Genomic DNA, 25,783 nt, shown 5'->3' with positions numbered 1-25,783 from the left:
AATTTTACGCCTTGTTTCGCTTAACGTGTCCCCGCCTGCGAAGCAGATGCCGTTTAGCCTAACGGGTGTAAATGTGACATTTGGCTGATTGACGGGGTACCCACACAGCGCAAATAAGCGACACGAACAAAAATTTGTTTGAGCATAGCTGAACCATTCTGGTTTTAACAGTCTTTTGGTGCGAGTTATTTTTTGTTCAGCTTATTAAGCTGTACAGTGGGTCGGCAAGAAGCCTTAGTCACAAAAAGCCTTTTTGATTCCTTTTGCGGCTTTGAGCAAAAGGAATGCAAGTAATCTTTGATTACGCGCAGCATGTTGTTGAATTTAAACCAACCCTTTTATTATAGAAAATCCAAATACTGATTGGCTTTATTTATTAAATGCACCCCTTTAGGGGCTGAGGGTTATTTTCCGAAATTTGGAACTTTTGACACACGCCCCTTTTGACCTTGCATAAAAAAACAAATCTATCCACTTTTTGTTTCCGGTGAATAGATTTGTCAGGTTTATATTTACTTCAGTTGATCTTATCCTCTCAATACCAAAAGAGGCGTATCTGTATGGAAAAGCATTTTCCGAGACATGCTGGGGTTGAACATACGTGCAAAAATATTGCGTTTTGCCGTGGTCAGAGCCAATATATCAATTTTGGCACTCTGCACAAAACTATCAATACCTTTCAGCATATCATCCTCAATCACTTTATACTCTATTTTCAGGCTAGGATATTGTTTTGCAAAATAGGCTTTTATTCCTGCCAACTTTATTTCGTCCCACTTGTCTTCTTTCTTTCCGGCAATGTGTGTAAAATGAATTGTAACATCATAACCACTGAAAAAACTCATCATAGAATCGAACGAGATTAAATCCCTCTGGCTGAAATTTGTAAGGAATGCCACATTTTTAACATCGCCCATCGAGTAGAAATGCGTGTTTTCGGGTATCGAAAACACCGGGATGCGTGTCATTTCAATCACTTCGGCAGTCACGCTACCTATAAGGTCGGCATCTTTCTGATCCTTACCACGTGTACCCATCACTATCAACGACGGCTTATATTCTTTCGAAAACGCAACTATCTCCTCTTCGGGAAGACCTTCTTTCAAAACATACGAATAGTTGACAGCCGGAAACTCTCCGTTGGCGATTTTATCGTCAATCATACCACAAAGTTTCTGAATATCAGCTCTTACTTTTTCTATTATGTTTTGGAAAGATTCACCTTCTTTGGCCTGATATGCAAATGCTTCGGCCATTGGTAGTGCGGTTGGGTAGTATGGATTAAAATAAACGTGTAGAATCTTCACTTTTGCGTTCATTTCTTTTGCCAGATTGAAAGCCACTCGGCATGCTTTCAGAGAATAGTCGGAAAAATCGACCGGAACAAGAATCCTGCGTCTGCCATCGTCAGTCCTATAAGTTTCTGGTTCGGCGTAGCTGAAAAGATGGCGATTTTCAACTACGTTTAACGCCCGGGGCAAGTCCGACTCATAAATTCTAATCCTAACGCCGGCCGACACTTCGGCTTCGTCGAGGTTCACATCTTCAATGGAAACCTCAATGCCCTCACTTTCGAGAACAGACTTCAATATCTGCGCTTTCTCGTTTGTGTGTATCGCCAGAGTTACAAATTTATTATCACTCATCTTGTTTTACTTTATGCTGTTCCAACATATTCTTAGCCATATCCCAAATGGTAAGGTCGTCTATGATGACATATCCTCCATTAGGCCCGGGTTCTATGTGCAGGCCACAACTCTGCCCTTCACTGTAATTAGAGCCACCGAAATAGTTTCTTACTGTTTCAACCGAAATATTTAACTCATCTGCAATTTTTTGCATGCTTCCGTCTGGCAAATTATCTTTCACCTGACGCAATTCTGAAAATGTTATTGTCATTGGCATAATTCGTAAGATTTAAAAAGGTTAGTACTATATGCCTTTAAAGTTAACGATTGATTTGGAATAAACCTTATCTTTTAAAGATAAACTGTGAAAAAACTGATAATAATTATTGTTAAAACAAGAAAAAGGATTGTTCCGCAGATTATTAGTCCCCGTTTGTGGTCGTAAACCGGAATTTTCACTTCCGATTTTTCCAGTTTCATGATTTTCTTTCGGGCAAATAAATATAAATAGTAGACTATTATGCCCAATATTGTTCCTAAAAGGATTCCTCCCACAATGTCGGATATGAAGTGAACGCCCAGATATATTCTGGAATAACTGTTTATCATTGCCCACGAAAATGCTGCTATCGTGACATATCTGTACCTAAACAGAAGGGCAAGAAATGTTGCCACGCCAAAACCGTTGGCTGCATGTGCCGAAACAAAACCGAAGCGTCCTCCCCTGTAATTATCAACTATGTGGACAAGATGCTCAAAATCGGGATGCCTCGACGGTCTGAAACGGGTGAATAACGGCTTTATGACCGATGCCGAAAGCTGGTCGCACAAGGTTGCCAAAATCACAAATGCACCGATGAGAATAAGTGCCTCCACCAATTTTATCTTATAGGTGAATACTCCCAGCATGACCACAACCAATGGTATCCAGATCAGTTTTCCGCTATATATGGACATAAAACTGTCCCAGAATGGAGAATGAATACTATTTAATCCTAAAAAGTATTCTCTTTCGTATGGCAATATGCTTTCTGCTAATTCGTGCATCTGATTTAAGGTGTTTATTCAGTTACGAGTTACGAGTTACGAGTTACAAGAACGTGTAACTAATTATATTATTTCCAGTTTGTCCTGTTCTATCCAGCCTGTGTCGCCGCTTATTATTTCCACTTCCATCCAGTCGCCGTCTTCCTTCTTTATTCTCACTTTCGAACCGGGATTCAATACAAATATTTCTTTATCGGAAGAATTTGGCGCATTGTATGCAGGAACCGATTTAGATATAATAATAGCCATATCCTTATTTTCAATCTTGCTTTTTTGCCTGTATGCAAATATGTTAGTAAAAATAAGGAAAATGAAAATAACTATGCCTGCATAAAAGACTGCCTTTTTCGTGAAAAGATTCCGCACGAAGAAAAACACTGCCAGACAGGCTACGAAGAGTAGAAACAAAACAACCGAAAACGTAGCCCACATATTAGTGCCTGCCAGATTCTGAACTGCATTCAACCCGTCCATCAGAAAAAAGTCTCCCCTTTCGGCAAATTTATCTTCTATTTTAGTATAGGCAAACTCCAGATTTGTCTTGATTTCTCTATCCGACGGATTCAGTAATGCCGCTCTTTCATAGTTAAGAATGGCTTTTCCCAGATTGTTATCCCTGAAATAGGCATTACCCAGATTATAGTAGAGGTCTGCCGATTCCAGACCCGACTCTTTTCGCTTCTCAGATTCGTCTTCGAGCAGAGATATAGCCGTATCGTAGTCTTTCGCATCGTATGCCTTTTTCACCTGTTCCTCAATCGTTTCCGCCATACAAAGCATAGCAGAAAAAAAGACAGTTAGCAAAAGTAGAATATATTTTTTCATATTGAATAATCTTCCTATAAGTTTTATTTCACTTTAACAGTATTCTCCATTTCGGTTATCGTATCCACCGTCTTGTTATAGAAATTGTCCATAACATCGGCTTCGGCGGGTGCATAACGGGCAAATTCGCACGTATCCAGAATAAATATGAATGAATCGGACAATTCTTTCGATGCTCCGTATTTCGATAATTCCTGCTCTATATTTTCCCGGCTAAGCTCAGCCACAGGAATACTCAACTTATCGCTCAGATAACCCCATACCGCCCTGAGAGTTTCTTCATAAAACTTCTCTTTATTGTTTGCTTTCAGGTATATATCGGCTTGCTTCAATCGTTTTATTGCCATCCTGTTAGCTTTTTTCTTCTTCTGCCTCACTACATCGGCATTCTCTTTTATCAACCTTCTGTAGAACAGCAGAACGCCTACAAACAAAAGAGACGGTATTATATACCACAGCCAGTAACCCAACGATCCGAAACAGAAATTCCCTGTTTCACGGAATTTATATTCATTCGTTTTCAGGTAGAGAATATCTTTCACCACTTTCGAGTCATCTTGCTCATTGTAACTTGTAGCTGATCCATTTTTTCCTCCTGTCGGGTCTTTTGCCACATTCATGTTATAGGAAGGAATAGTCAGTTGCTTATATTTACCCGACACCGGATCGAGGTACGAAAATTTAGTTTCGGGTATGGTGAACTGTCCTTGCTGACGGGGAATGAAATAATATTCAATCTTTTGACTTCCCGTAAGTCCTCCTGCCGACGGACTAGCTTCTGTGTTGATTTTAGGATCATAAGCTTCAAAACTTTCAGGAAAATCAATTGTCGGGGTTTTTATCAGTTTCAGGTTTCCTATACCCGAAATATCAACCGATAGGGTCACCCCATCATTTTCCCTTACATTTGTCCCCGATATTTTCGATTGGATGGTAAAATTACCCACCGCATTGGCATAATCGAGTGGTTTATTTTCAGGTAGCGATTCTATATTGACAGTCAAAGGTGATGTTGTTACACTCACATCCGAGTCAACATAGATATTTCGCGACATACCTGCCGTTTCGTGTTGTTTGCCCGAACGCACCACAACCCGTATATTTGCTTTACCCGATGGTATGGTTATTTTGCCCGAACGCTGTGGAAAGAGCAGAAATTTTTTCAAAACAGCCGCATTGTATATTTTTCCGTCTACTCTTTCAGCCAAAACCTGTAAAACGGAAGAAGACGGGATATCTTCTCTTATGAATCCCTCAAACTCAGGAAATTCGATATTACTAACATACTTCATGTTGTATATTGAATAAACCTTGAACGTTACGATGAAAGCCTCTTGTTCGTATATTTTTGTTTTCGACAACTCTGCCCTCACAAACGTATTTTTGCTGGAAACCAAATCGGCCTGATCGGTCAACGTGCCAAAATGACGCGAACCCATATCATTATCATCGGGCGGAAAAACCTTTATCTTAGCTGTGTTGGACGTATATTTCTTACCATTCACCGTTATTATGGCGGCGGGTATGGTATATGTTCCTGCTTTCTGGGCGGTCAGTGTATATGTATATTGCTCGTAATAGTCCTGATAGACTTGTCCATTTATATTAATGGACTGGGAACCACTATACGTAGCCGGTCCAAACAAGACCGAAAAGCCATCTAATTGAGAAAATGCACTGAAATTGCTTCCCTCCGAATTACTCAGCACATAACTAACATGCAATTTGTCGCCCACAACAACCGATTGAGGCGCATTCAATTTGAATGTTATGTTTTGAGCCTCAGCCGTAATGTTTCCCAACAGGACAAAAAACAGCACGAACAACAGATATTGCTTCGCTATCCCCAACTTTTTTAATTGTTTCTCTAATGCGTACATCTAAAAAATTATAATATTTTACCAGTCCTTGTCTTGTTGCCTGTTTTGGGCATTTCTTTCTTTCTGAGCTTTCGCCTTTTCGTCCCTTATTCTGGCTTGTGTAGCCTTCTCTTCCTGCTCCATTGCTTTCAGAATTTGCTCTATGTTGTCGGAAGACATTTGCCCCTCCTTATCCTTAGGAGGCTCCTGCTTATTTTCCTTGTCCTTATTCTGTTTGTCTTTATCTTGGTCTTTCTTGTCATCCTCTTTTTTGTCGTCCTTGTCTTTGTCCTTATCCTTATCTTTGTCTTGATCCTTATCCTTATCCTTATCCTTGTCTTGATCTTTGTCCTGCTGATCTTTTATCATCTTTTGCACCACAGCCAGATTATAACGAGCCGACTCATCGTCGGGATTGCGGCGTAAAGCATTTTTATATGCCTCCATCGATTTTTGCAAGTCTTTCTTTTTCAGATACGAATTACCCAGATTGTGGTATGCCATACCTGCTTTTGAGGGTTTGGTTTCCATTTTCACATACGACTCGTATTCTTTAATGGCCTCGTCCCATTTATTTTGCCTGTAATACGTATTTGCCAAATTGTAGACAGACATTATTTCATTCGGATTGAGGGAGTAAGCAGCCTTATATTTACTTTCGGCCGCATTGTACAACTTCTCTTCGTATGCTTCGTTTCCGGCACGGATAGAATCTCTTACAGCCCTTTGAGAGAAACTGCTCAGAGTGCAAAATAAAAATAATATGATAAATATAATCTGTTTCATCAAGTATATGTAAGTAATCTTTAGATTTATATCAAACCGAAATCCGGCTCGTACATAATTGTCATGCTAAGTAAAATGAATCTCCTGATTCTTCACGTTGTTCAGAAACAACGTTCGGGGAGCAACGGCGACTCAATAACAATTCTGTTTAATTATTTAAAAAGCCTGATATTTCTGAATATCCTGTTCTTTTTGTCAAAAATACATACTTCTATAATCAGCAATGCCAATATAGCCCATCCTAGTATGTAGTATTTTTCGTCATATTCGGAATATGTTGTCCCTTCCAATTTTTTTGTCTGAAGTTTCTCCAGTTCCGCTTGCAGGCTCTTGACCGCACTATTCGAATTATCGGCATGAACATACAAGCCTTTTCCCGCCTTAGCTATTTCACGGCACATTTCTTCGTTCAGTTTAGAAACCACATAGTTACCACCCGAATCTTTCTTAAACACATTGCTCGTAGCCGATTCTGGCACATACGAACCTTGAGTCGATCCGATACCGATCACATTCACCTGAATGCCTTTATCAACGGCTTCTTTTGCCATTTCGGCGCCATTGCCCTCATGGTTTTCCCCGTCCGTAATCAGCACAATTGCTTTATCCACATCTTTATCGTTCGAGAAACACCTCATAGACAACTCAATAGCAGCACCAATCACCGTCCCCTGTACGGGTACAACCGATGGGTCTATATTTTCGAGGAAAAGTTTCGCCGACTGGCTATCCGTAGTCATAGGCATTTGGATAAAGGCATCTCCTGCAAAAACGACGATAGCCACTTTATCCTCTTTCCGCTCGTTGATGATGCGGGTCATTATCTGCTTTGCCTTCGACAGGCGATCGGGATCAATATCCCTTGCCAACATCGAGTTGGACACATCTATGGCAATCACCAATTCTATACCCTGTTTTTCCACAGTCTCCACTTTCGATCCAAACTGCGGACGAGCCGCCATGAAAACAGCCAGAGTTATAATCACAAACGTTATCCAGAATTTAAGGTACGAACGTTTTAGCGACAATTCCGGCATCAAACGCTTCATCACCTTGAGCGTTCCCAATTTTTCCACATCCTTTCTCTTTTTCAGGTTAAGGAATAAGAAGCCTGCGAACAACACCGGCAAAATCAACAATAAGAACAAATATGTAGGATGTGCAAACTGAATCATCGTATCTTACTTCTTTATTTTTTTATGGAATACTTCTAAATACTGTTCTGCGCAAAACAAGCTCAACCACAATCAGTCCCAATGCCAAAAGTGCAAACGGCACAAACAGTTCTTTGCGACGGGTCACCTGATTTGTATTTATAATGTATTTTTCCATCGAATCAATCTCTTCATATATACTTTTCAGGCTATTATTGTCGGTAGCCCTGAAATATTTTCCTCCCGTGATGGTCGCTATCTGCGAAAGGGTTTTCTCGTCAATATCGGCTTGCATCATTCGCGTGATGGACGAGCCAATCGCCACAGGGAAAGGAGCCAATCCTCGTTTTCCTACTCCGATAGTGTAAACTCTGATTCCATATTCTTTTGCCAATTCGGCGGCAGTCAGTGGTGCAATTTGCCCCCAGTTATTGGAACCGTCTGTCAGCAAAATTATCACTTTCGATTTTGCTTTGCTGTCTTTCAGCCTGTTCACCGAATTTGCCAACCCCATACCAATGGCAGTAGCATCCTGAATCATACCGAAATCGACCTCATGCAACAGATTGAGAAGCACTTGCCTGTCTGTTGTTAACGGGCATTGCGTAAAACTTTCTCCTGCAAACACAACCAAACCGATCCTATCATTCTCCCTTGCCGAAATAAACTCGGCTGCTACATTTTTTGCAGCTTCCAACCTGTTAGGCTGAAAATCCATAGCCAACATGGTAGATGAAATATCGAGCGCTATTACAATATCTATACCTTCGGTTTTCGATTTGTCGTAGGTAGTTGTAGACTGAGGTCGAGCCAGAACAACAACAATCAATCCTATCGACAAAACCCTCAGCAAGAAGGGTATATGCCTCAGCGTGACACGCCATGTAGGCCCCACCCTATCAAAAGCCTTTGTTGACGACAGCTTGTAGTTAGCCTGCATATTGCTCAGCTTAACTATATACCACACTATCAAAGGGATAAGTAATAAAAGTAAAAATAAATATTTAGGATGTGCAAATTCCATTTTCCACTGTTTTTTTTATCTTTCGGCTTCTTCGTCTATGTTTTTGTCTTCCGGCCTTACTTCTGTTTTTTGTTCATTCCCGTCAGGCGAATTTCTCAATTGCGATTGAGAGTCCGATTCTTTTACATCCGGCTCTTTCTCAATCATTTTTGTCTGATCCACAAACTGATAGGCATACGTCAAGCTAAGGTCATTCTCATTAGGAAGAGGCTTATATTTAGCAAATTTGACCAGATCGGATATCCGGAATATTTGTTTCAACCGTTCAAAGTTTTCGCTATCTTCCAAAAAGATATTTATAGCATCTAATGTTTCATCAGAAGTTTGCTCCATTGCATGAATGAAATATCTTTTTTCGATATAAATACGCAAAGTATCAGTAAGTTCCGTGTAATATTCTTTTTCGTATCCTTGCTGCCAAAGTTTTTCATCCTTCAGTTTGTCTAAAGCCTTGATGGCAACAATATGGGGAGGCAAAATAACTTCCGGCTTGAAGAAATATCCTTTCTTCTTCTTGCGCAAATAGAAGAACAATACTATTCCTCCAACAATCAGCAATACGATTATCGCTACAAGCCAAGTATATTTATATATAAAATTGATAAGAAAATCGCCCAACATAAAAGGTGGAGCCTGTATATCTTTTATATCATTGATTTCCAATGCCTGAAAATTGATGGAGTCGGTTTCCCCCTTATTCATTTTGTCCAGATACGACATAACGGAGTCGGGCAGCATGATGGAACTTACCTTCAATCCCATATTTTTAGAATATATGGTATCTGTTCCGTCAATCACAGTCATATAAGGTATATTGTACAATGCAGAATCGAAAGATGTGACAATATACTGCTGAACTATCGTCATCACATCGTGACTGATTGTTGTATCGGGTTCTAGTTTTGCTAGTACCTCTATCCCCGTAATCAGAGTATCGGCATACTCATAATCAGGAGTGATAACCGTCCGTCCAACAGGTGTTTTTATATTTAGTGTAATTGTACTTTGCTCTCCAATAAGTATTTCAGACGGATTAATAGTTGCCGAAACTGATGTTCTTTGAGCAAATGACTGCAAATGAGCAAACGCCAAAACCGTTAGCAGCAATATTATGATTTTTCCTTTTCTAAACATATATTCTATTTTCCTTATTTTCAAAGGCTCAGCATGTTATCAATATTAATTTCTTTTTTTGAAAAGTGCCAGCAATGCTTTCACATAATCATCTTTTGTGCTCATTATCACGTTATCGACCTTACTCTTCGAAAAAGATTGCTGGGAATAATACAATTGTTTTTCGAAATGCCGCTCATACATTTCCCTCGTTTTCCGTGAAGACGTGTCGATCCAAACCTCTTTCTGCGATTCTGCGTCCAACAACTTCATCAAGCCGACAGAAGGCAGCATAGTTTCCAGGTCGTCATATATTTGCAATGCAACCAAATCGTGTTTTTTATTGGCAATGGTCATAGCCCGTTCAAAATCGGGAGAGTCCATAAAGTCGGAAATAATGAATGTCGTACATCTTTTCTTTATGGCATTGGTCAAGTACCTCAAAGCCACGCCAACATCTGTCTGATTGCTTTCGGGCGTAAAGTCTATCAATTCCCTGATAATATACAAGATATGTTTTTTCCCTTTTTTGGGTGGAATGAATTTCTCTATTTTGTCGGAAAAGAAGATAACGCCAATTTTATCGTTGTTTTGCATTGCCGAAAAAGCCAGCGTGGCAGCGACTTCCGTCACAATATTTCTTTTATAGACTTCCGTACTGCCAAAATCGAGACTTCCCGAAACATCAATCATCAGCATAACAGTAAGCTCCCGTTCTTCTTCAAATATTTTGATGAACGGCTTATTGTAGCGTGCCGTAACGTTCCAGTCGATATCCCTTATATCATCCCCGTACTGATACTCCCTCACTTCCGAAAAAGCCATACCCCGACCCTTAAAGGCAGAATGATACTGCCCCGCAAAAATATTCTGCGAAAGCCCTTTAGTTTTTATTTCTATCTGGCGTACTTTCTTTATTAATTCGGCTGTATCCATCCACTTTTCAGTTATCAGTTATCAGCGATCAGTTATCAATATTTGACAAGCGCAATCGGCTAACATCCTTTTTCTTTATTTATTTGTCGTCCTGAGTAATACGAAAAATCTATATTTAAGTTATGAGTCTGTCAATCACCTCCTTTTGGTAAGGCTGAGTGGAATCTACTCACTGCCAACTACTTAAGGCACTTCAACCTTATTCAGTATTTCGCTTATGATCTCGTCAGAAGTTGTGTTATTTGCTTCCGCTTCGTAAGTCAGACCAATACGGTGACGCATAACATCGTGACACACAGCTCTCACGTCTTCCGGAATAACATATCCTCTGCGCTTGATGAAAGCATAGGCACGAGAAGCCAATGCCAAATTGATGGAAGCACGAGGCGACGCCCCGAAACCAATCAACCCTTTCAGATCGGGCAATCCATGATCTTGAGGGAAACGGCTGGCAAATACAATATCTACGATATATTTTTCTATTTTTTCGTCCAGGTACACATCACCTACAACTTTTCTGGCTTCCAGAATTTCTTCAGCCTTCAATACAGGTGTCAGTTTTTCGTAAGCATTTGTAATATTCTGACGCAATATCAATTGTTCCTCTTCTTTCTTAGGATAGTTGATAATTACTTTCAGCATGAAACGGTCGACCTGAGCTTCGGGCAAAGGATAAGTACCCTCCTGCTCTATCGGGTTTTGAGTTGCCATTACCAAAAATGGTTTTGGCAATTCGTATGTCTTATCGCCTATCGTAACCTGACGCTCTTGCATAGCCTCAAGCAAGGCACTCTGCACTTTTGCCGGAGCACGGTTTATCTCGTCGGCCAAAACAAAATTTGAGAAAACAGGACCCTGTTTCACCAAAAATTCTTCCGATTTGGGACTGTATATCAACGTACCGATAACATCGGCAGGCAACAAATCGGGCGTGAACTGAATACGGTGATATTTTGCATCAATCAACGATGCCAATGTCTTTATGGCCAATGTTTTTGCCAACCCGGGAACACCCTCCAGCAATATATGTCCATCAGACAATAATCCTATCAGAAGGGATTCGACAAGATGTTTTTGTCCTACAATAACCTTGTCCATTCCCATGGTAATCATATTAACGAACGAACTTTGTTTCTCTATCCGTTCATTTAATTCTCTTATGTCAACCTGAGCCATAAAAATCTATTTTGTAATTAAGTAATCAATAATAGTTAATGATATATTTTCGAGTTATAACCTACACTAGGCTTATTTTGAAACCGTCTAGACTTTTTCGTTTTATTCAATTTTGTCATCCTGAGAGTATCGAAGGATCTGTTTTTTAGATGTTTCACTACGTTCAACATGACAAAAACTCAAAAATTAAGTATAATTTAAAAAGTCTAGATGACTTCTTTGCTTTCCAAATAAAAAAACAGGTCTAAGACCTTTTTTTGATATTACTTTATTCGCATGACAAAAATATGAATGTTAAATCTGAATTCCTTTATTTCGTCGTTAAAAATATTAAAATAAAGACGCTTATAGTCGAAATAGGTTCTTTATATATTAACTGCCTTCGGGTAGAGTAGAACCCCACCCCTACAATTATGATTTGTATATTCTAAACCAATCATTTTTCTGCCTCCTTTAAACGACGAAACCAACCGAAAGAATCCGGTTGGTTTCAAGCATATTACAAGTGATATTTCTTATTTCTTTTTGTTATCCGTTACATCTTCTGCGTCAGCATCTTTCACCTCATTTCCTTTCAGGTACGAGGGCAGATTCATTCCCGCCATATTGAACAAATCGTTCAGTGGGGGCACGCTTTTCATCAAACCCGAAACAAAGTTGGCCGTAGAGGTTTTGTCGCTACCGTTTGCGCCACCTCCGTTCTGTGAATCCCAAACAGTGATTTTATCAATCTTGATGTTCTTGATTGCTTCAACCTGGGTTTTAACCAATTCGGGAAGTTTTTCGATCAACAACAACTGATAAGCGTCTGTTGCACTTCCACCTGCGGCGGCTACCATTTCTTTATAACCTTCGGCTTGTTTTGTCAATATTTCATACAAACCACGGGCTTCGGCATCCATCTTCGCAAAAATGGCATCTGCCTCCCCTTTCGCCTGCACTCTTACTTTTTCTGCCTCAGCCTGAGCGTCAATTATGGCTTTTTGCTTATCAATTTCGGCAGGAACAACCACGTTGGCAATCTGAGTTGAACGTTCCCTTTCGGAACGGGCAAGCTCGGCTTTTTGTTCTGCTTGGTATGCTTCTTCCAGAGCTTTCGCTTGTTGCACTTTTTCGGCACTTATGGCTAGGCGCATAGCCTCAGCTTCTCTTTCACGACGTGCGGCGTCAGAATTTGCGATAGTGATTTTCGCCTCATTCTCTCCCTGTATGGCGGTTGCGTTGGCTTCCGAAGTTTTCACACGGGTGTCTCTGGCAGCTTCCGCCTTACCGATAGACTCATCTCTTGCAGCCTGAGCAATACTTACCTCCCTGTCTTTCTGAGTATTGGCAATTTTAACATCCCTATCTCTGTTGGTTTCAGCAATTTGAACATCACGCTCTCTGTCTGCCAAAGCCTTACCGGTTTCTCCCATTTTTTCCTGCTCGGCAACGCTTACCTTGGCTTCGTTTATGGCTTTTGCGGCAGCTTCTTTTCCAAGAGCATCGATATAACCCGATTCGTCATTGATGTCGGTTACGTTTACGTTTATCAGCTTAAGACCTATTTTACGCAATTCGGTATCAACATTTATCGAAATATTATCGAGAAATTTATCCCTGTCCGAGTTGATTTCCTCAATAGTCATTGTTGCGATAACAAGACGCAACTGTCCGAAAAGGATATCCTGTGCCAAATCCTGAATTTGCCCGGGAACCAATCCCAACAAACGTTCAGCCGCAGCATTCATTGTATCTTTTTCTGTCGAAATTGCTATCGTAAAACGACAAGGAACATCCACACGTATATTCTGTCTACTCAAAGCACTTTTCAGGTTTGCCTCAATGGAAATAGGCTTCAGGTCGAGAAACGAATAATCCTGAATAACCGGCCAGATAAACGCTCCTCCTCCATGCACACACTTGGCCGACGAGCCTCCTGTTTTTCCATATACAACTAATATTTTATCAGACGGACAACGCTTGTACCGTGATGCCAGAAATAATATCAGAACGACCAAAACAACAGCCAATATCCCGATAAGAAGAATAATTCCTTGTTCCATAGTAAATGTTAATTATAAATATTATTTAGTTTTGTTTTTTATACTCTTTTCACAATCAGTGCAGACCCCTCTACCGCTACAACCTCAACAGTTCTTCCCGTTTCTATTGCCGACTCATCTTCCGTAACAGCCTCCAACTCTCTGACAGAACCTTTTACACTGATCAGGACTTTCCCTTTTCCGGTTTTCTGCGGTGGAATTTTAAGGTATACATTTCCGGTTTTTCCAACCGCCTGCTCCAAGCTGAATGTATTGTTTTCCGTCAACTTAAGGAAAGAACGCATTGTCATGAAGAAAACCGCAACAAACAATGCACCCACCAGAATGGCTAATAATCCTAATATTATCTGATTTTCTATGTTGCCATAAAATACAACACCCGTCCATCCAAACCCTAGCAAGAAGTTAATTATATTTCGTAAAGAAAACAAATGAAACGGACTTTCCGCTTCACCAACCTGTGTTTCGACATCGACGTCCGAGTCTCCTCCAAAAAAAGAAGCTATCGTGAGCAATACAAAAACAATACTGGCTCCAATTGCAATGTACCAATATACACGTTCGGGCGATTCCATACTTGAAAAAAAAGCGGTCATAGAGTTTTCTGTTTATTCGTTGAGATTAGTTTATATGCAAAAATAACATTTTTCGGCAGACATACAACAAAAAGCTCCCTTTTTGATAAAAGAGAGCTTCCGAAAATAACTATTTGAATCAGACTTTTTTCTTCCTGTAACTTTTTTCCCTTAAGGCATGAATCTCATTTTCCAGTTTATCTATTTCTTTTTCCTGATCGTGAATCTGCTTCAAAAGTGCGCTAAGTTCTTCATTTTCTATCGAACTCGGAAATTCGGCCTCAACCCTTTCCCTAAAGTCGCCCAATATATTCATATAATTGTTGAATGCCTCGTAAGGAGACGAATACGGACTGTAAGGCAAGGGCTTTTTTGTTCCCATATAATAGAAATGGTCGCACGATTGCAGATAGAGCCAATCTTGTTTTATTCTGCGGGTCTGGCTTAGTTCTACCCTTTCGGACAATTCGTACAACTTATTCACAGCCTCTTGCTGCAATATATTACCCAACCATGCCGATGTGTCTCTTTCTTCATCGGCCCAAGAGATAGGGTGAGTCACCGAGATGATTCCCACGGGTTTATATTTTTTCAACACCTCACTTGGTGTAGAAAAACTGATGTCATGCTCATACGCAAAGCCTTGCAAAGCCTTCATAAATTCGAAGATTCCGGACTGCACATGCTGATGCATGCCAAATGTTTCGTAACTCATAAACAAGTTGAACAACTGTTCTTCGTCGGGCGTAGAGGCTATCCAGTCGATATATTTATCGGCGGTTAATGGATACTCATTCCACGAATAGTCTGAAAAACGGAACGATATGTCGTCGCTCAACTTCGCATTCCTCAACAGCAACTTGAGGTTTGGCTCCACCGTAGACCTGTACAGATAATTGGGACTCTTCCAACCTAACGTGCGTTTGGCTCCTTCCGTAATCATTGCCTCATAACCCATATCGGCGACAAGGCTTGCTATCTCATCCGAATACAACAATTCTGTATTACAGAAGACTTTTGGCTCTTGTTCAAAAAGCTCCTTTATTTTTCGGGTATGCTGCTCAACCTGTTGCCTGAATCCTTCGACATCGAACAACGATGCCAGCGAATGTGCGTATGGCTCCGACAAAAACTCAACACATCCCGTCTTAGCCAGCTCTTTAAGTCCGTCAATAACTTCCGGAGTATACATTTCCATCTGCTCTAGGGCGATACCGGAAACCGAAAAAGCCACTTTAAACTTTCCGTCTGAGTTTTTTATCATTTCCAGCAACATCCTGTTGGCCGGTATATAAGAAGAATATGCGATTTGTTGAAGTATATCTTCATTCGAAAAATCGTCATAGTAATAATGGTCGCCTCCGATATTGAAGAACCGGTACCTTTTCAGTCGAAACGGTTGGTGTATCTTGAAACAAAAACAAATTGTCTTCATAATTTAAAATATTTCTTTATTTTGATTAAAAACAGAGTTCATCGTAAATCTTACGGACTTTCAGTCCGGCGTCTTCCCACTTTATATTATCAACCTCGTGCTTACCTTCTTTTTGCAAAAAATCGGCCATTGCCGGATAAGTGCAAATTGAATAAATAGCATCAGCCATAGCCTCCGTATCCCAATAATCCAACTTTATAGCCTTATCCAAAATTTCGGCGCAGCCCGATTGCTTCGATATGATTGAGGGAATGCCGCACTGCATCGCCTCCAGCGGCGATATGCCAAACGGTTCCGATACGGAAGGCATCACATACACATCGCTGCGCTTCAACATTTCGTACACCTGTTTCCCTTTCATAAATCCCGGAAAGTGAAACCTGTCCGACATACCTTTCGACGCTACCAGATATACCATCTGCTCCATCATATCTCCGCTTCCGGCCATCACAAAACGAATGTTCTTTGTTCTTTTGATAACCTTTTCGGCTGTTTCCACAAAATATTCGGGTCCCTTCTGCATGGTTATACGCCCCAAGAAGGTAACAATCTTGTCTTTAGTCCTTTTTTCCGGTTTAATAGCCATTATTTCGGGACTTAACGGCTCCACTGCATTATGCACCGTGGAAACCTTTCTTGGGTCTTGATGGTATTTCTCTATAACCGTCTTGCGGGTCAGGTCGCTCACACATATAATGTGGTCTGCATTATCCATTCCGTCCTTTTCTATCCCATACACCTGAGGATTCACCTTTCCCCGGCTACGGTCGTAGTCCGTTGCATGAACATGAACCACCAAAGGTTTGCCCAATATATTCTTCGCATGTATACCGGCAGGATATGTCAGCCAATCGTGCGAATGTATTATGTCATAGTTGTATGTACGGGCTATTACTCCGGCAACAATTGAATAGTTATTGATTTCCTGCAACAAATTGTCAGGATATCTTCCCGAAAACTCGATACACCCAAATTCATTTGTTTTGATATAGCGAAAATCCGCATAAATGTGATCTCTAAAATCATAATACTCTTGCGGATCCACATATTTGGAAAATTTTGCTTTCACTTTTTCCAACGGGACATCGTATCTCACCACCGGCACATTACATGTTCCAATCACCTTCAGGAAACTTTGGTCTTCGTCTCCCCAAGGTCTTGGTATAACAAAAGTTATGTCCATGTCGGGCTGTTTAGCCATGCCTTTGGTCAAGCCATAACTGGCCGTGCCCAAACCTCCCAGTATATGAGGTGGAAACTCCCACCCAAACATTAATGCTTTCATTGATACAGAATATTTATTTTCTTAATTGTTTATTCATTATCTAACTCTTCTTCCAGTTTGTCTTTTAGCTGCATCGCCCTCAACACTCCGGCCACACTTGGAGCGTAAGAAAATGCTGCCCGGCCTGTATAAGGCGGATTTCCGTCGTAAAGTTGCGATAAAGAACCAATACAATTATTTGCCATTTCTTCTTCGATGGTAATCAGCATTCTTTCGATGAAAGAAATGCCGCTTCTTTGATGTATTTTTATATATGCTTCAAAAAAATGTCCTAACAAAAAAGGCCATGCCGTTCCGTTCGAATATGCGTAATCCCTGTTGTGCTGGCTTCCTTCAAAATATGGCTGGTAGCCTTCGCTCTTTGGCGACAGCGTACGTATTCCCTTTGGTGTAAGGAGTTCTTTCGTAACCATATCCAATACAGATTTGCTTTGCCTCCGGGTCAAAGGTGAATAATCCATTGCAATGGCGATAACCATGTTGGGTCTGACCTGCCAATCGGGCAACGTGCCATCCACGTAGTCGAACAAATATCCTGCGTTATTCACAAATGTATCGAGGAAAGAATCTCTTACAGTCTCTGTAAATGTAACAATTTCGCGAATTTGTTGTTCATCATCATTGTCATGTTCCATAAATTCGCGAAGCACCATCAATGCGTTATACCACAAGGCATTTACTTCTACAAGGAAACCTGTGCGAGGTGTAATCAGCCTACCCATGAATGTTGTATCCATCCAACTGGCCGATATATCTTTTCCATTGCACCAGAGCAGGTTATTCCCTTCCAGATGCAAATTCGGATGCTTGTTTTCCATTATAAAACGCATTATATCTTTCACCAGATCGCTGTATTTAGACAGGCAGGTATCTTTATTTGTCAAGAAAAACTTTTTTATTGCCCAGATCACCCATAGCAATACGTCGGGTTTGTCCAAACCTTTCAGCAGGCCGGTAACGGGTCTGTTTTCCAGAAATTGGTAAATAGGCGTTCTCGCCGTATTTATCACTTCTTCAAATGCCTCATTCCTGCCGATAGACATTGTAAGTCCCGGCAAAGACATAAATTGGTCGCGCGCCTCAACTCCAAACCAAGGATAGCCCCTGAGCAGATACAACTCGCTTTTGGTTGGGCGTATATAGAACTGATGCGCCGAATTTTTCAAACAATTGTAGAACGAAGAACGGGGAGTACGCCGCTCTATCTCTTCATCAAACTGCTTTACCAACCTACCGGTCTTTACGGGTTTATCGCTTGCCGAAAAAACAATAGTTTCTCCTTTTTCTATGGGCACCTCAAAATATCCGGGAACGTACAAGTCTTCCTTATATTCAAAACCCAGCTCCATATCCTTGCTATATTCAATCCCTTTATTCCACAACGGGTTATAGTTGAACGAATTGGGTTTACTGAATTGCATATAAAGATTAGGGTAACCGTCATACATACATGTACTGATACCGTTTTCTATTTCCTGGTAAGACAAATTAGCCTTACCGTTTTCGTGTGTCAACTCATTGATACTCCTGAAAGCCAAAAACGGTCTGAATCTCAAGGTTGTAGGAGAATGTGCCTCCAGCAAAGTATATCGGATAAGGATATTGTTTTCTTCCAACGAAAACAATTTTTCTTTCGACAAAATAACGCCCCCGATACGATATATAGTCTTCGGGCACGATTCGCAATCAAACTCACGAATATACTTATGCCCTAGAGGACTATAATGCTCTCCATCATATTTATGTATACCTAAATTAAATTCTGCTCCTCGTTGAATAACCGTTTCGTCGAAAGATGAAAGCAATACATGATTCGACTCGTCCAGATTGGGTACAGGCATCACCAACAATCCATGCTGCTTACGGGTATTGCATTCAACAAGAGTTGTACAATGGTATGCCCCCCTTCTATTAGTTCTCAAAATTTCCCTGTTCAGAGAATATTCGAGGTTGACCATTCTTGTTTTATCAAATTTTAAGTAACTCATCGCTGTTCCGAATTAAAAATGTTTGGTTGTTAAATGCAATTTATAATCAAGATTTTAAATATTTGCACCGTTTGAAATACATTTTGTTATACTTACGATATAAAGGTAAATGAATTATTTAACAAATAAAAGATATTATAAAACATTATTTTTAGAGGCAAAAAAGAATGCTTTTTTTATAATTTTTGACTATTATGTTATATTTTTTGAGATCGCTAAAATTGTAATCTTGAGATTTGTTGTATTTTTGAAGCCATGAAAAAACATAGTCAAAATTCGGGTAAAAACGAATTATATTATATAAATACAACAAAGACAATGGCTATCGTGCTTGTGATGTTAACTCACCTATCTGTTACGTACGACTTAAGGTTATTTTCAAATTCATTCCATTTGTCTCTTTTTTTTATATGTACCGGAATATTATTCTCCTTGAAACAAGATAATTTTATAGCATTTGTAAAACATAAATTCAGACATTTAATTGTTCCGTTTTTCTTTTTTGCGATAATATCATACATTTATTATGTAATTGTAGGGAGAAACTTTGGTAATGAAACAGATGGAGATGAAAATCTGTTAAAATATATTGTTGGCATTTTTTATGCCCCCGCGTCAAAAGAATTCTTAGGCTTCAATTTTCCTATTTGGTTTTTGCCCTGCCTGTTTGTTTGCGAAATCATCTTTTTTTTAATTTTAAAATATCTACCAAAATACACTATACTGACCTCTTGTATTTTATTCATTATTGGAATTTTAGTCAAAGAGACTATCCCTTTCCGTTTGCCTTGGGGGGGGCGACGTTGCTTTGTTTTGTATACTCTTCATAAACATCGGCTATATAATGCGAAAAAAAGATTTGCTTAATAAGTATATTTTAAATCAATCTATTTACATAAAGCTGGTTATAGTTGCCATCTCCTTCATTCTGATCATCATATTAATGAATGCTAACGCTAACGATGAATATATAATGGTCTATAAGTTAAATTTCAATAATTATATCTTATTCATATTGAATGCCTTGTGTGGTGCAATTTTTATTTTGACTTTATCTTCCATATTACCAGCTTCAAGAATATTCAATTTCTACGGACGAAATACTATCATTATTTTAGGTTTTCATCTTTTGGTTTATGCCTTTATAAAAGCTATCCATGTATTCATACTGAAGTTACCTCTCGATATTTTAGATAATAATATAGAATATAATCTGTGTTACCTGATACTTGCAATGATACTATTTATCCCCGTAATAACATTCATAAATAGGTATACCCCATTTCTTATTGGCCGCAAAAAAGGAATATTACAATGAAATTTGCAACAGAAAAATTGCCTGTCAATTTTATAATACTTGTATTGTTATCTACTTTATTGATAACCATTTTTGTGGTATTGGATTTCAATACATACCCCATACATAATGCAAAGGATGTTGTTTATGTTGCCGGTCAATGCGCCTTGATATTGGTTGGATCTTTATCATTCGTATCTGTTATTGCCCTAAACAGGTATGTTTTTGCCCTGATCTATCCTTCACTGATATTGTTGTGCTCTGTTTTAGGTTTTTATGCCTGGACAATGAACACAACTCTGACAGTCATGATATTGGACGCCACCCTACACAACGATTGGGAAACGTCTTCCGATTTGATTTCTGTCCCTCTAATCCTTACCATAATATTGTCTTTGGCATTATCCATCGTTCTGGTATTTTATCGTTTCAAAAGAATTGAAAAGATTAAATATTCGTATATTATATTCTGTATAAGTTTAATCTTTTTCATCTTTTTCATCAACACCAAGAGTATAGAAAGACTGATAGCCAACCACATCCCGTTTAATATTTATTTTGTAACCAAATCATATTGCAATGAAAGAAGCATCATTTCGGAAGACAGGCCCAGTCTTTCGGCAAATAGCTTTTGCAATACCGACAGTCTAAATGTAGTGTTTGTTATCGGAGAATCTCTCCGAGCCGACCACCTGCCAATGAATGGCTATCAAAGGAATACTACCCCATTGCTGTCTACACGCAATGATATCATATCATTACCCAACATATACACACCCCATACCTATACCAACAAAAGTTTGCCAGATATCCTGACCCGTGCTGATAGCGTTTCTCCGCAACTAGCCTACAAAGAACGATCTTTTATAGACATATTCAACGCCTGTGGCTTTGAAACCTCATGGCTTGCCAATCAAGAGTCAGCGTATTCCTACGTATATTTTATGCACGAGTGTGATACCCTTCTATTTAGCTCAATAAATAAATCCTCTTATGTCTTTGATAAATGGCTGGATGAATCTCTAATACCTCACTTTAAGAACAGGATGGGAACAAAAGCATCAAAAAAGCTGGTTATTCTTCACACCATCGGCTCTCATTGGTGGTATAATTCACACTTTACAGATCAAACCGCAAAATTTCAACCCATAATAAAAAGTAAGATTATCACTTCCAATACTCCGGAAGAAATGATAAATTCATACGACAACACAATCGTATACACAGACTATTTTCTGTTCAACCTGATCAAAGAGATGGAAGATACAAATACGATTATGATCTACTTGTCTGATCACGGCGAATCTTTAGGGGAGAATGACATATGGCTGCACGCATCAGACTCACCACCAATACATTACCCGGCAAGTTTTGTGTGGATGTCTGCAAAATATAAAGAAAAGTATCCTGACAAATATTCCGGGCTAATAATGAATCACAGAAAAAATTATTCATCCGATTTCCTCTTTCACAGTATATTGGATGCAGCAACTATTACATCGCCTTATCTGAAAAAGGATTTGAGTATATTTGAAAAAAAGGAAATAATGGCTCTCGATGCTTCCTATCAAAAACAACCATAACAAATATTCGATTTTATTTTTAAGTATTCAAAAGTCGCAATTTTTATGTAAGTTTGCCAATTAATTATTACAAAGTTGCGATTTTTTTTAACTTATTTTTTACTAGAATATGCTTTCATACATAACCTGGACTGTAGATCCTGAAATATTTTCGTTAGGCAGCAAACCTATTGTATGGTATGGCCTTTGTTGGGCCATTGGCTTATTGTGTGCCGTTTTGCTGGTCGAAAAAATATATAAACACGAAAAAATGCCCGAAAAGTGGTTCAATACTCTTTTCTGGTATGTTGTTGTAGGAGTGATTGTTGGCGCCCGATTAGGGCATTGCCTGTTCTACAATCCGGGGTATTACCTGTCCAACCCGATCGAATTGTTTAAGATATGGGAAGGCGGACTGGCCAGTCATGGCGGCGCAATCGGGATAGTTGCAGGCGTATACTTTTATCATCGCAAAACCAAGCAAAGCATGATTTGGGTACTCGACAGGTTGATCATAGCGGCTGCATTGACGGGAACATTTATACGTATAGGCAATCTTACAAACCACGAAATATACGGGCATGCAACAGACCTGCCCTGGGCATTTCGTTTTATAACCAATATTCCGGCATGGCAACGTGGTGCCGAACCTCTATTTTCCGCACCGAGCCACCCGACTCAAATATATGAAGCCCTTATATATTTCTCTATTTTTTGCCTCACCATGTTCCTGTATTGGAAAACCTCGGCTAAAAGTAAACAGGGTTTATTACTAGGTATCGGACTTATCGGTATTTTTCTGTCCAGATTCTTACTTGAATACCTGAAAAATGTGCAAGAACCGTTCGAAATTCACATGCGTGCCACCTTTGGCATGGACATGGGGCAAATGCTCAGTATTCCGTTCATCTTGTGGGGAATATGGTTGGTATGGAACGCTTTGCGAAGAAAAGAAAGATCTAAGTAGTTACAAGTTACTTCGTCTTACAGACAGTTACAAGTTACGAGTGATAAGTTTTCGCTGATAACTGTTGACTGAAAGAATATACTCTTAGAAGTCATCTAGACTTTTTAAATTATACTTAATTTTTGAGTTTTTGTCATGTTGAACGTAGTGAAACATCTAAAAAAACAGATCCTTGGATACTCTCAGGATGACAAAATTGAATAAAACGAAAAAGCCTAGACGGTTTCTTATTTTAAAATACAAATTCTAAAATATTATGCTCAAACCCATTCAGATTAAAGAAGACTTATTTTATCTGGGAGTTAACGACAGAACAAAAGAACTGTTCGAAAGCCTATGGCCTCTGCCTGAGGGTGTGTCATACAACTCTTACCTGATAAGGGACGAAAAAAATGCTTTATTCGACACCGTAGATATATGCTATTCAGACGTTTTCCTGAAAAAACTTGAAATTGCTCTTGACGGAAAACCTTTAGATTACCTGATCATAAACCACATGGAGCCGGATCACTCTGGTTCCTTGGCATTATTAAGAACCAAATACCCTGATGTTCAGATAGTGGGAAACAAAAGAACTGCCGATATGGTTCAAGGATTTTTCGACATCAAAGACGGGGTAAAGGTTATTGAAGATGGCGATCAACTATCTCTGGGAAAGCATAATCTGGTTTTCTACCTGACGCCTATGGTGCATTGGCCTGAAACAATGATGACTTACGAAACATCCGATAAAATTATCTTCTCGGGCGATGCTTTCGGTACTTTCGGAACCATTGACGGCGGAATAACCGACACCCAGTTGCGCCCCGAAAGATTTTACGACGAAATGGTCCGTTACTATTCAAACGTTGTCGGCAAATTCGGATCGCCAGTGCAAAAAGCTCTGGAAAAGCTCAGCAGTCTGGAAATCAAATATATCTGCTCCACTCACGGACCTATATGGACAATACCCGAGCAAATAAACAAAGTGGTTTCTCTTTACGATAAATTGAGCCGTTATCAAGGAGACGAAGGCGTGGTTATCGCCTATGGCAGCATGTACGGAAACACGGAGCAAATGGCCGAAACCATAGCTCACGAGTTGGCCGTGCAAGGCATAAAAGATGTGATCATACACAACGTTTCTAAAAGTTCGCACTCATACATCTTGCGAGATATATTCAAATATAAAGGTTTGATAGTTGGTTCGCCAACATACAACAACAAGTTGTTTCCCAATGTCGAATATCTGCTGTCGAAAGTAGAAAGCCGGGATATGAAAAACCGCTGTTTCGGTTATTTCGGTTCGTTCACATGGGCGGGGGCAGCCGTAAAACGGTTGGCTCAATTTGCAGAAGATTCGAAGTTTGAGGTTGTGGGTACTCCCGTCGAAATGAAACAATCTATGCACGAAGATACATACAATGCTTGTATAGAGTTGGCTAAAGCAATGGCTGACAGGCTGAAACAAGACCGATAATAAAAAAAACGGCCGGTTAGATCTGGATAACGGTAAGGAATTTGAAGTTCATTGAACTATCAATTCATTTTGATATCCATAGTTATATACGATTTGAGGAAGAACACAAAATTAAACAAAAAACGTGGTGTTTGAAAATTCACCACGTTCTTGTGTTATCTTTAACTGATTTCGTAATTCAGTTGCCGCTTTTTCTTATTCATTTTTCTTTTGCTTTGAAAAATACTTTTGAAGAGCCTCCAACCAATCCCCTTTCTTCGGCAATAACTTTCGAATGTTTCATTGCCCAGATCAAAATCGCCACGCCAAGGCAACTTAGGGTCGAAATAATAGTAAACTCCTTCATAAATAACACTATTGCTGTTCTTATTGTCCGGAGCCAACATTTGTTCTTTACTCGAAACCAGACATCTTATATTACGCTTTATGGCTTCATCCTTTACCTTCTGAATGGTTTCGTCATACTTTTCTATCAAACGGGCATAACTGAAATTATGATAAGTCGTATTTCCAAAATTGGCTATGGGCCTTAGCTGTATAACGTCGAAATCTATATTACCATACACATCGAAGAAATTGGCCAACTCGTCTACATTGTCTTCGTTTATTGTATAATTGATACGGATTGAAAAATTATACTTCTTCTTGGCCTCCGACATTCTGTACAATACATCCAGAAATACATCGTGACTAGCCTTATCCATCATAAATTCATACGTTTCTTTCTTCACGCCATGCAAGGAGATGGTTATTTCGTCCAACCCCGCTTCCAGGCAATCGGTTAACATCTTATCCGAAAGCAAATTGGCATTTGTAGTTATCGAAACCCAAGGAACTTTTTTCTCTTTGCCCAGTGCAATCAATTTTGGCAGGTCTTTATGTAGAGTAGGTTCTGCACCACAACCGATTTGCAGTTTCAAAGCACGGTGAAAGAAGGCATTACCAAATTTTGTCATTTCATCCAGCGTCATCACCCCTTTCATTTTTTTGCGTTGCTCCTCGTCACTGAAGTGACACATTTTGCACCTGATATTGCAACCCAACACCGGGTCGAAAAATATCCCTATGTAACGTCGTCCGAATATGTGAAATAAATAGATTCCTAAAAGTTTGAGTCTGGGGTGTTTAAATTTATTTACATACTTCAATATAGTATATACATTCATCGTCAACAGTAAATTAAATCAAGTATTCTAGTCTTTGTGTAGCTTTACATCAACAGCGATACAAAGATACCTAGTTTTTACTATTAACAACAAAATTTTAGTTAAAAACTCCCCATTTCTATTACATTATTTACCGATTTTACTATTTTTGGTGCGATTTTAACATTTGCAATACCATAATACAGAACATTGCAATCTTTTTCAATCGGGTATATTCAACACACTCCTACCTTCGGGCAGACTAAAAGCCTGCCCCTACAAAATGTTATTTCGATTTTCTACGATGGACATCGAATGAAAAAGAACGTTTTAAGTAGCGAGAGCAGAAGCAAAATTTGTTTTGATTATGCCGAGTCACGACAACCAACGGTCACAGGAGCGAAGCGTATGTAAAACGACTAATGTAATTGAACTAATTTCAATTACTGATTTGCATAAATAAAAAGAATATAAATA

The 25,783-nt window shown here is 39.4% G+C and carries 22 protein-coding genes; 5 read left to right on the top strand and 17 right to left on the bottom strand.

The window, feature by feature from the left end:
- Positions 1–527: 527 nt before the first annotated feature.
- The 16 genes from D0T56_RS04860 to D0T56_RS04785 form a co-directional block, all read right to left on the bottom strand.
- Positions 528–1,646 (bottom strand): universal stress protein, encoded by a 1,119-nt coding sequence (locus D0T56_RS04860; protein WP_163319009.1) that lies wholly within the window; start codon positions 1,644–1,646, stop codon positions 528–530.
- Positions 1,639–1,905, bottom strand: coding sequence for a DNA-binding protein (locus D0T56_RS04855; protein ID WP_163319008.1), 267 nt, complete (start codon positions 1,903–1,905; stop codon positions 1,639–1,641). The genes D0T56_RS04860 and D0T56_RS04855 overlap by 8 nt, the downstream gene beginning before the upstream one ends.
- 74 nt (positions 1,906–1,979) lie before the next feature.
- On the bottom strand, positions 1,980–2,675 hold the full coding sequence (locus tag D0T56_RS04850) for a phosphatase PAP2 family protein (RefSeq protein WP_163319007.1): 696 nt from the start codon (positions 2,673–2,675) through the stop codon (positions 1,980–1,982).
- Positions 2,676–2,738: 63 nt separating this feature from the next.
- A complete protein-coding gene (locus tag D0T56_RS04845) occupies positions 2,739–3,500 on the bottom strand; it encodes an SH3 domain-containing protein (RefSeq protein WP_163319006.1) in 762 nt (253 codons plus the stop codon).
- Between the two features lie 23 nt (positions 3,501–3,523).
- The gene (locus D0T56_RS04840) at positions 3,524–5,380 is read right to left on the bottom strand and encodes a BatD family protein (RefSeq protein WP_163319005.1); all 1,857 of its coding nucleotides are present in this window, start codon (positions 5,378–5,380) and stop codon (positions 3,524–3,526) included.
- Positions 5,381–5,398: 18 nt separating this feature from the next.
- Positions 5,399–6,145 (bottom strand): tetratricopeptide repeat protein, encoded by a 747-nt coding sequence (locus D0T56_RS04835; protein WP_163319004.1) that lies wholly within the window; start codon positions 6,143–6,145, stop codon positions 5,399–5,401.
- 152 nt (positions 6,146–6,297) lie between these two features.
- Positions 6,298–7,320, bottom strand: a complete 1,023-nt coding sequence (locus D0T56_RS04830; protein WP_163319003.1) for a VWA domain-containing protein — start codon at positions 7,318–7,320, stop codon at positions 6,298–6,300.
- Between the two features lie 22 nt (positions 7,321–7,342).
- Positions 7,343–8,323, bottom strand: a complete 981-nt coding sequence (locus D0T56_RS04825) for a VWA domain-containing protein (RefSeq protein WP_163319002.1) — start codon at positions 8,321–8,323, stop codon at positions 7,343–7,345.
- Between the two features lie 15 nt (positions 8,324–8,338).
- The gene (locus D0T56_RS04820; protein WP_185153834.1) at positions 8,339–9,457 is read right to left on the bottom strand and encodes a FeoB-associated Cys-rich membrane protein; all 1,119 of its coding nucleotides are present in this window, start codon (positions 9,455–9,457) and stop codon (positions 8,339–8,341) included.
- Between the two features lie 45 nt (positions 9,458–9,502).
- On the bottom strand, positions 9,503–10,372 hold the full coding sequence (locus D0T56_RS04815; RefSeq protein ID WP_163319001.1) for a DUF58 domain-containing protein: 870 nt from the start codon (positions 10,370–10,372) through the stop codon (positions 9,503–9,505).
- 183 nt (positions 10,373–10,555) lie between these two features.
- Complete coding sequence (locus tag D0T56_RS04810; RefSeq protein WP_163319000.1) at positions 10,556–11,548, bottom strand: MoxR family ATPase; 993 nt, start codon at positions 11,546–11,548, stop codon at positions 10,556–10,558.
- Positions 11,549–12,063: 515 nt separating this feature from the next.
- Positions 12,064–13,593, bottom strand: a complete 1,530-nt coding sequence (locus D0T56_RS04805; RefSeq protein WP_163318999.1) for a flotillin family protein — start codon at positions 13,591–13,593, stop codon at positions 12,064–12,066.
- Between the two features lie 38 nt (positions 13,594–13,631).
- Positions 13,632–14,189, bottom strand: coding sequence for an NfeD family protein (locus D0T56_RS04800; RefSeq protein WP_255491046.1), 558 nt, complete (start codon positions 14,187–14,189; stop codon positions 13,632–13,634).
- 118 nt (positions 14,190–14,307) lie between these two features.
- Complete coding sequence (locus D0T56_RS04795; RefSeq protein ID WP_163318998.1) at positions 14,308–15,603, bottom strand: glycoside hydrolase family 57 protein; 1,296 nt, start codon at positions 15,601–15,603, stop codon at positions 14,308–14,310.
- Positions 15,604–15,628: 25 nt separating this feature from the next.
- Entirely contained in the window at positions 15,629–16,888 is a 1,260-nt protein-coding gene (locus D0T56_RS04790; RefSeq protein ID WP_163318997.1) for a glycosyltransferase family 4 protein, read from the bottom strand.
- Between the two features lie 29 nt (positions 16,889–16,917).
- On the bottom strand, positions 16,918–18,876 hold the full coding sequence (locus D0T56_RS04785; RefSeq protein ID WP_163318996.1) for a glycogen debranching enzyme N-terminal domain-containing protein: 1,959 nt from the start codon (positions 18,874–18,876) through the stop codon (positions 16,918–16,920).
- 255 nt (positions 18,877–19,131) lie between these two features.
- On the opposite strand from D0T56_RS04785, the gene D0T56_RS16880 reads away from it, so the two are divergent.
- The 5 genes from D0T56_RS16880 to D0T56_RS04760 all read left to right on the top strand — a co-directional run bounded on the left by D0T56_RS16880 (position 19,132) and on the right by D0T56_RS04760 (position 24,161).
- A complete protein-coding gene (locus tag D0T56_RS16880) occupies positions 19,132–19,743 on the top strand; it encodes an acyltransferase family protein (RefSeq protein ID WP_163318995.1) in 612 nt (203 codons plus the stop codon).
- Entirely contained in the window at positions 19,721–20,194 is a 474-nt protein-coding gene (locus D0T56_RS04775; protein ID WP_163318994.1) for a hypothetical protein, read from the top strand. The genes D0T56_RS16880 and D0T56_RS04775 overlap by 23 nt, the downstream gene beginning before the upstream one ends.
- The gene (locus D0T56_RS04770) at positions 20,191–21,756 is read left to right on the top strand and encodes a phosphoethanolamine transferase (protein WP_163318993.1); all 1,566 of its coding nucleotides are present in this window, start codon (positions 20,191–20,193) and stop codon (positions 21,754–21,756) included. Before D0T56_RS04775 ends, D0T56_RS04770 begins: the two co-directional genes overlap by 4 nt.
- Before the next feature lie 109 nt (positions 21,757–21,865).
- Positions 21,866–22,702 carry a prolipoprotein diacylglyceryl transferase gene (lgt, locus tag D0T56_RS04765; RefSeq protein ID WP_163318992.1) on the top strand — a complete coding sequence of 279 codons (837 nt, stop codon included), beginning with the start codon at positions 21,866–21,868 and terminating at the stop codon, positions 22,700–22,702.
- Between the two features lie 256 nt (positions 22,703–22,958).
- Positions 22,959–24,161: an FprA family A-type flavoprotein gene (locus D0T56_RS04760; RefSeq protein WP_163318991.1), complete on the top strand. Its 1,203-nt coding sequence runs from the start codon at positions 22,959–22,961 to the stop codon at positions 24,159–24,161.
- A 161-nt stretch (positions 24,162–24,322) separates the two neighbouring features.
- Here the strand turns inward: D0T56_RS04760 and D0T56_RS04755 are convergent, their stop codons facing one another.
- Positions 24,323–25,327 (bottom strand): radical SAM protein, encoded by a 1,005-nt coding sequence (locus D0T56_RS04755; RefSeq protein ID WP_163318990.1) that lies wholly within the window; start codon positions 25,325–25,327, stop codon positions 24,323–24,325.
- Between the last annotated feature and the right edge of the window lie 456 nt (positions 25,328–25,783).

This window comes from Dysgonomonas sp. 520 (assembly GCF_010501095.1).
In the GTDB taxonomy this organism is placed as follows: Bacteria; Bacteroidota; Bacteroidia; order Bacteroidales; family Dysgonomonadaceae; genus QVMP01.
The sequence above is the reverse complement of the archived record's forward strand: the minus strand, read 5'-3'. Positions and strand labels throughout refer to the sequence as shown.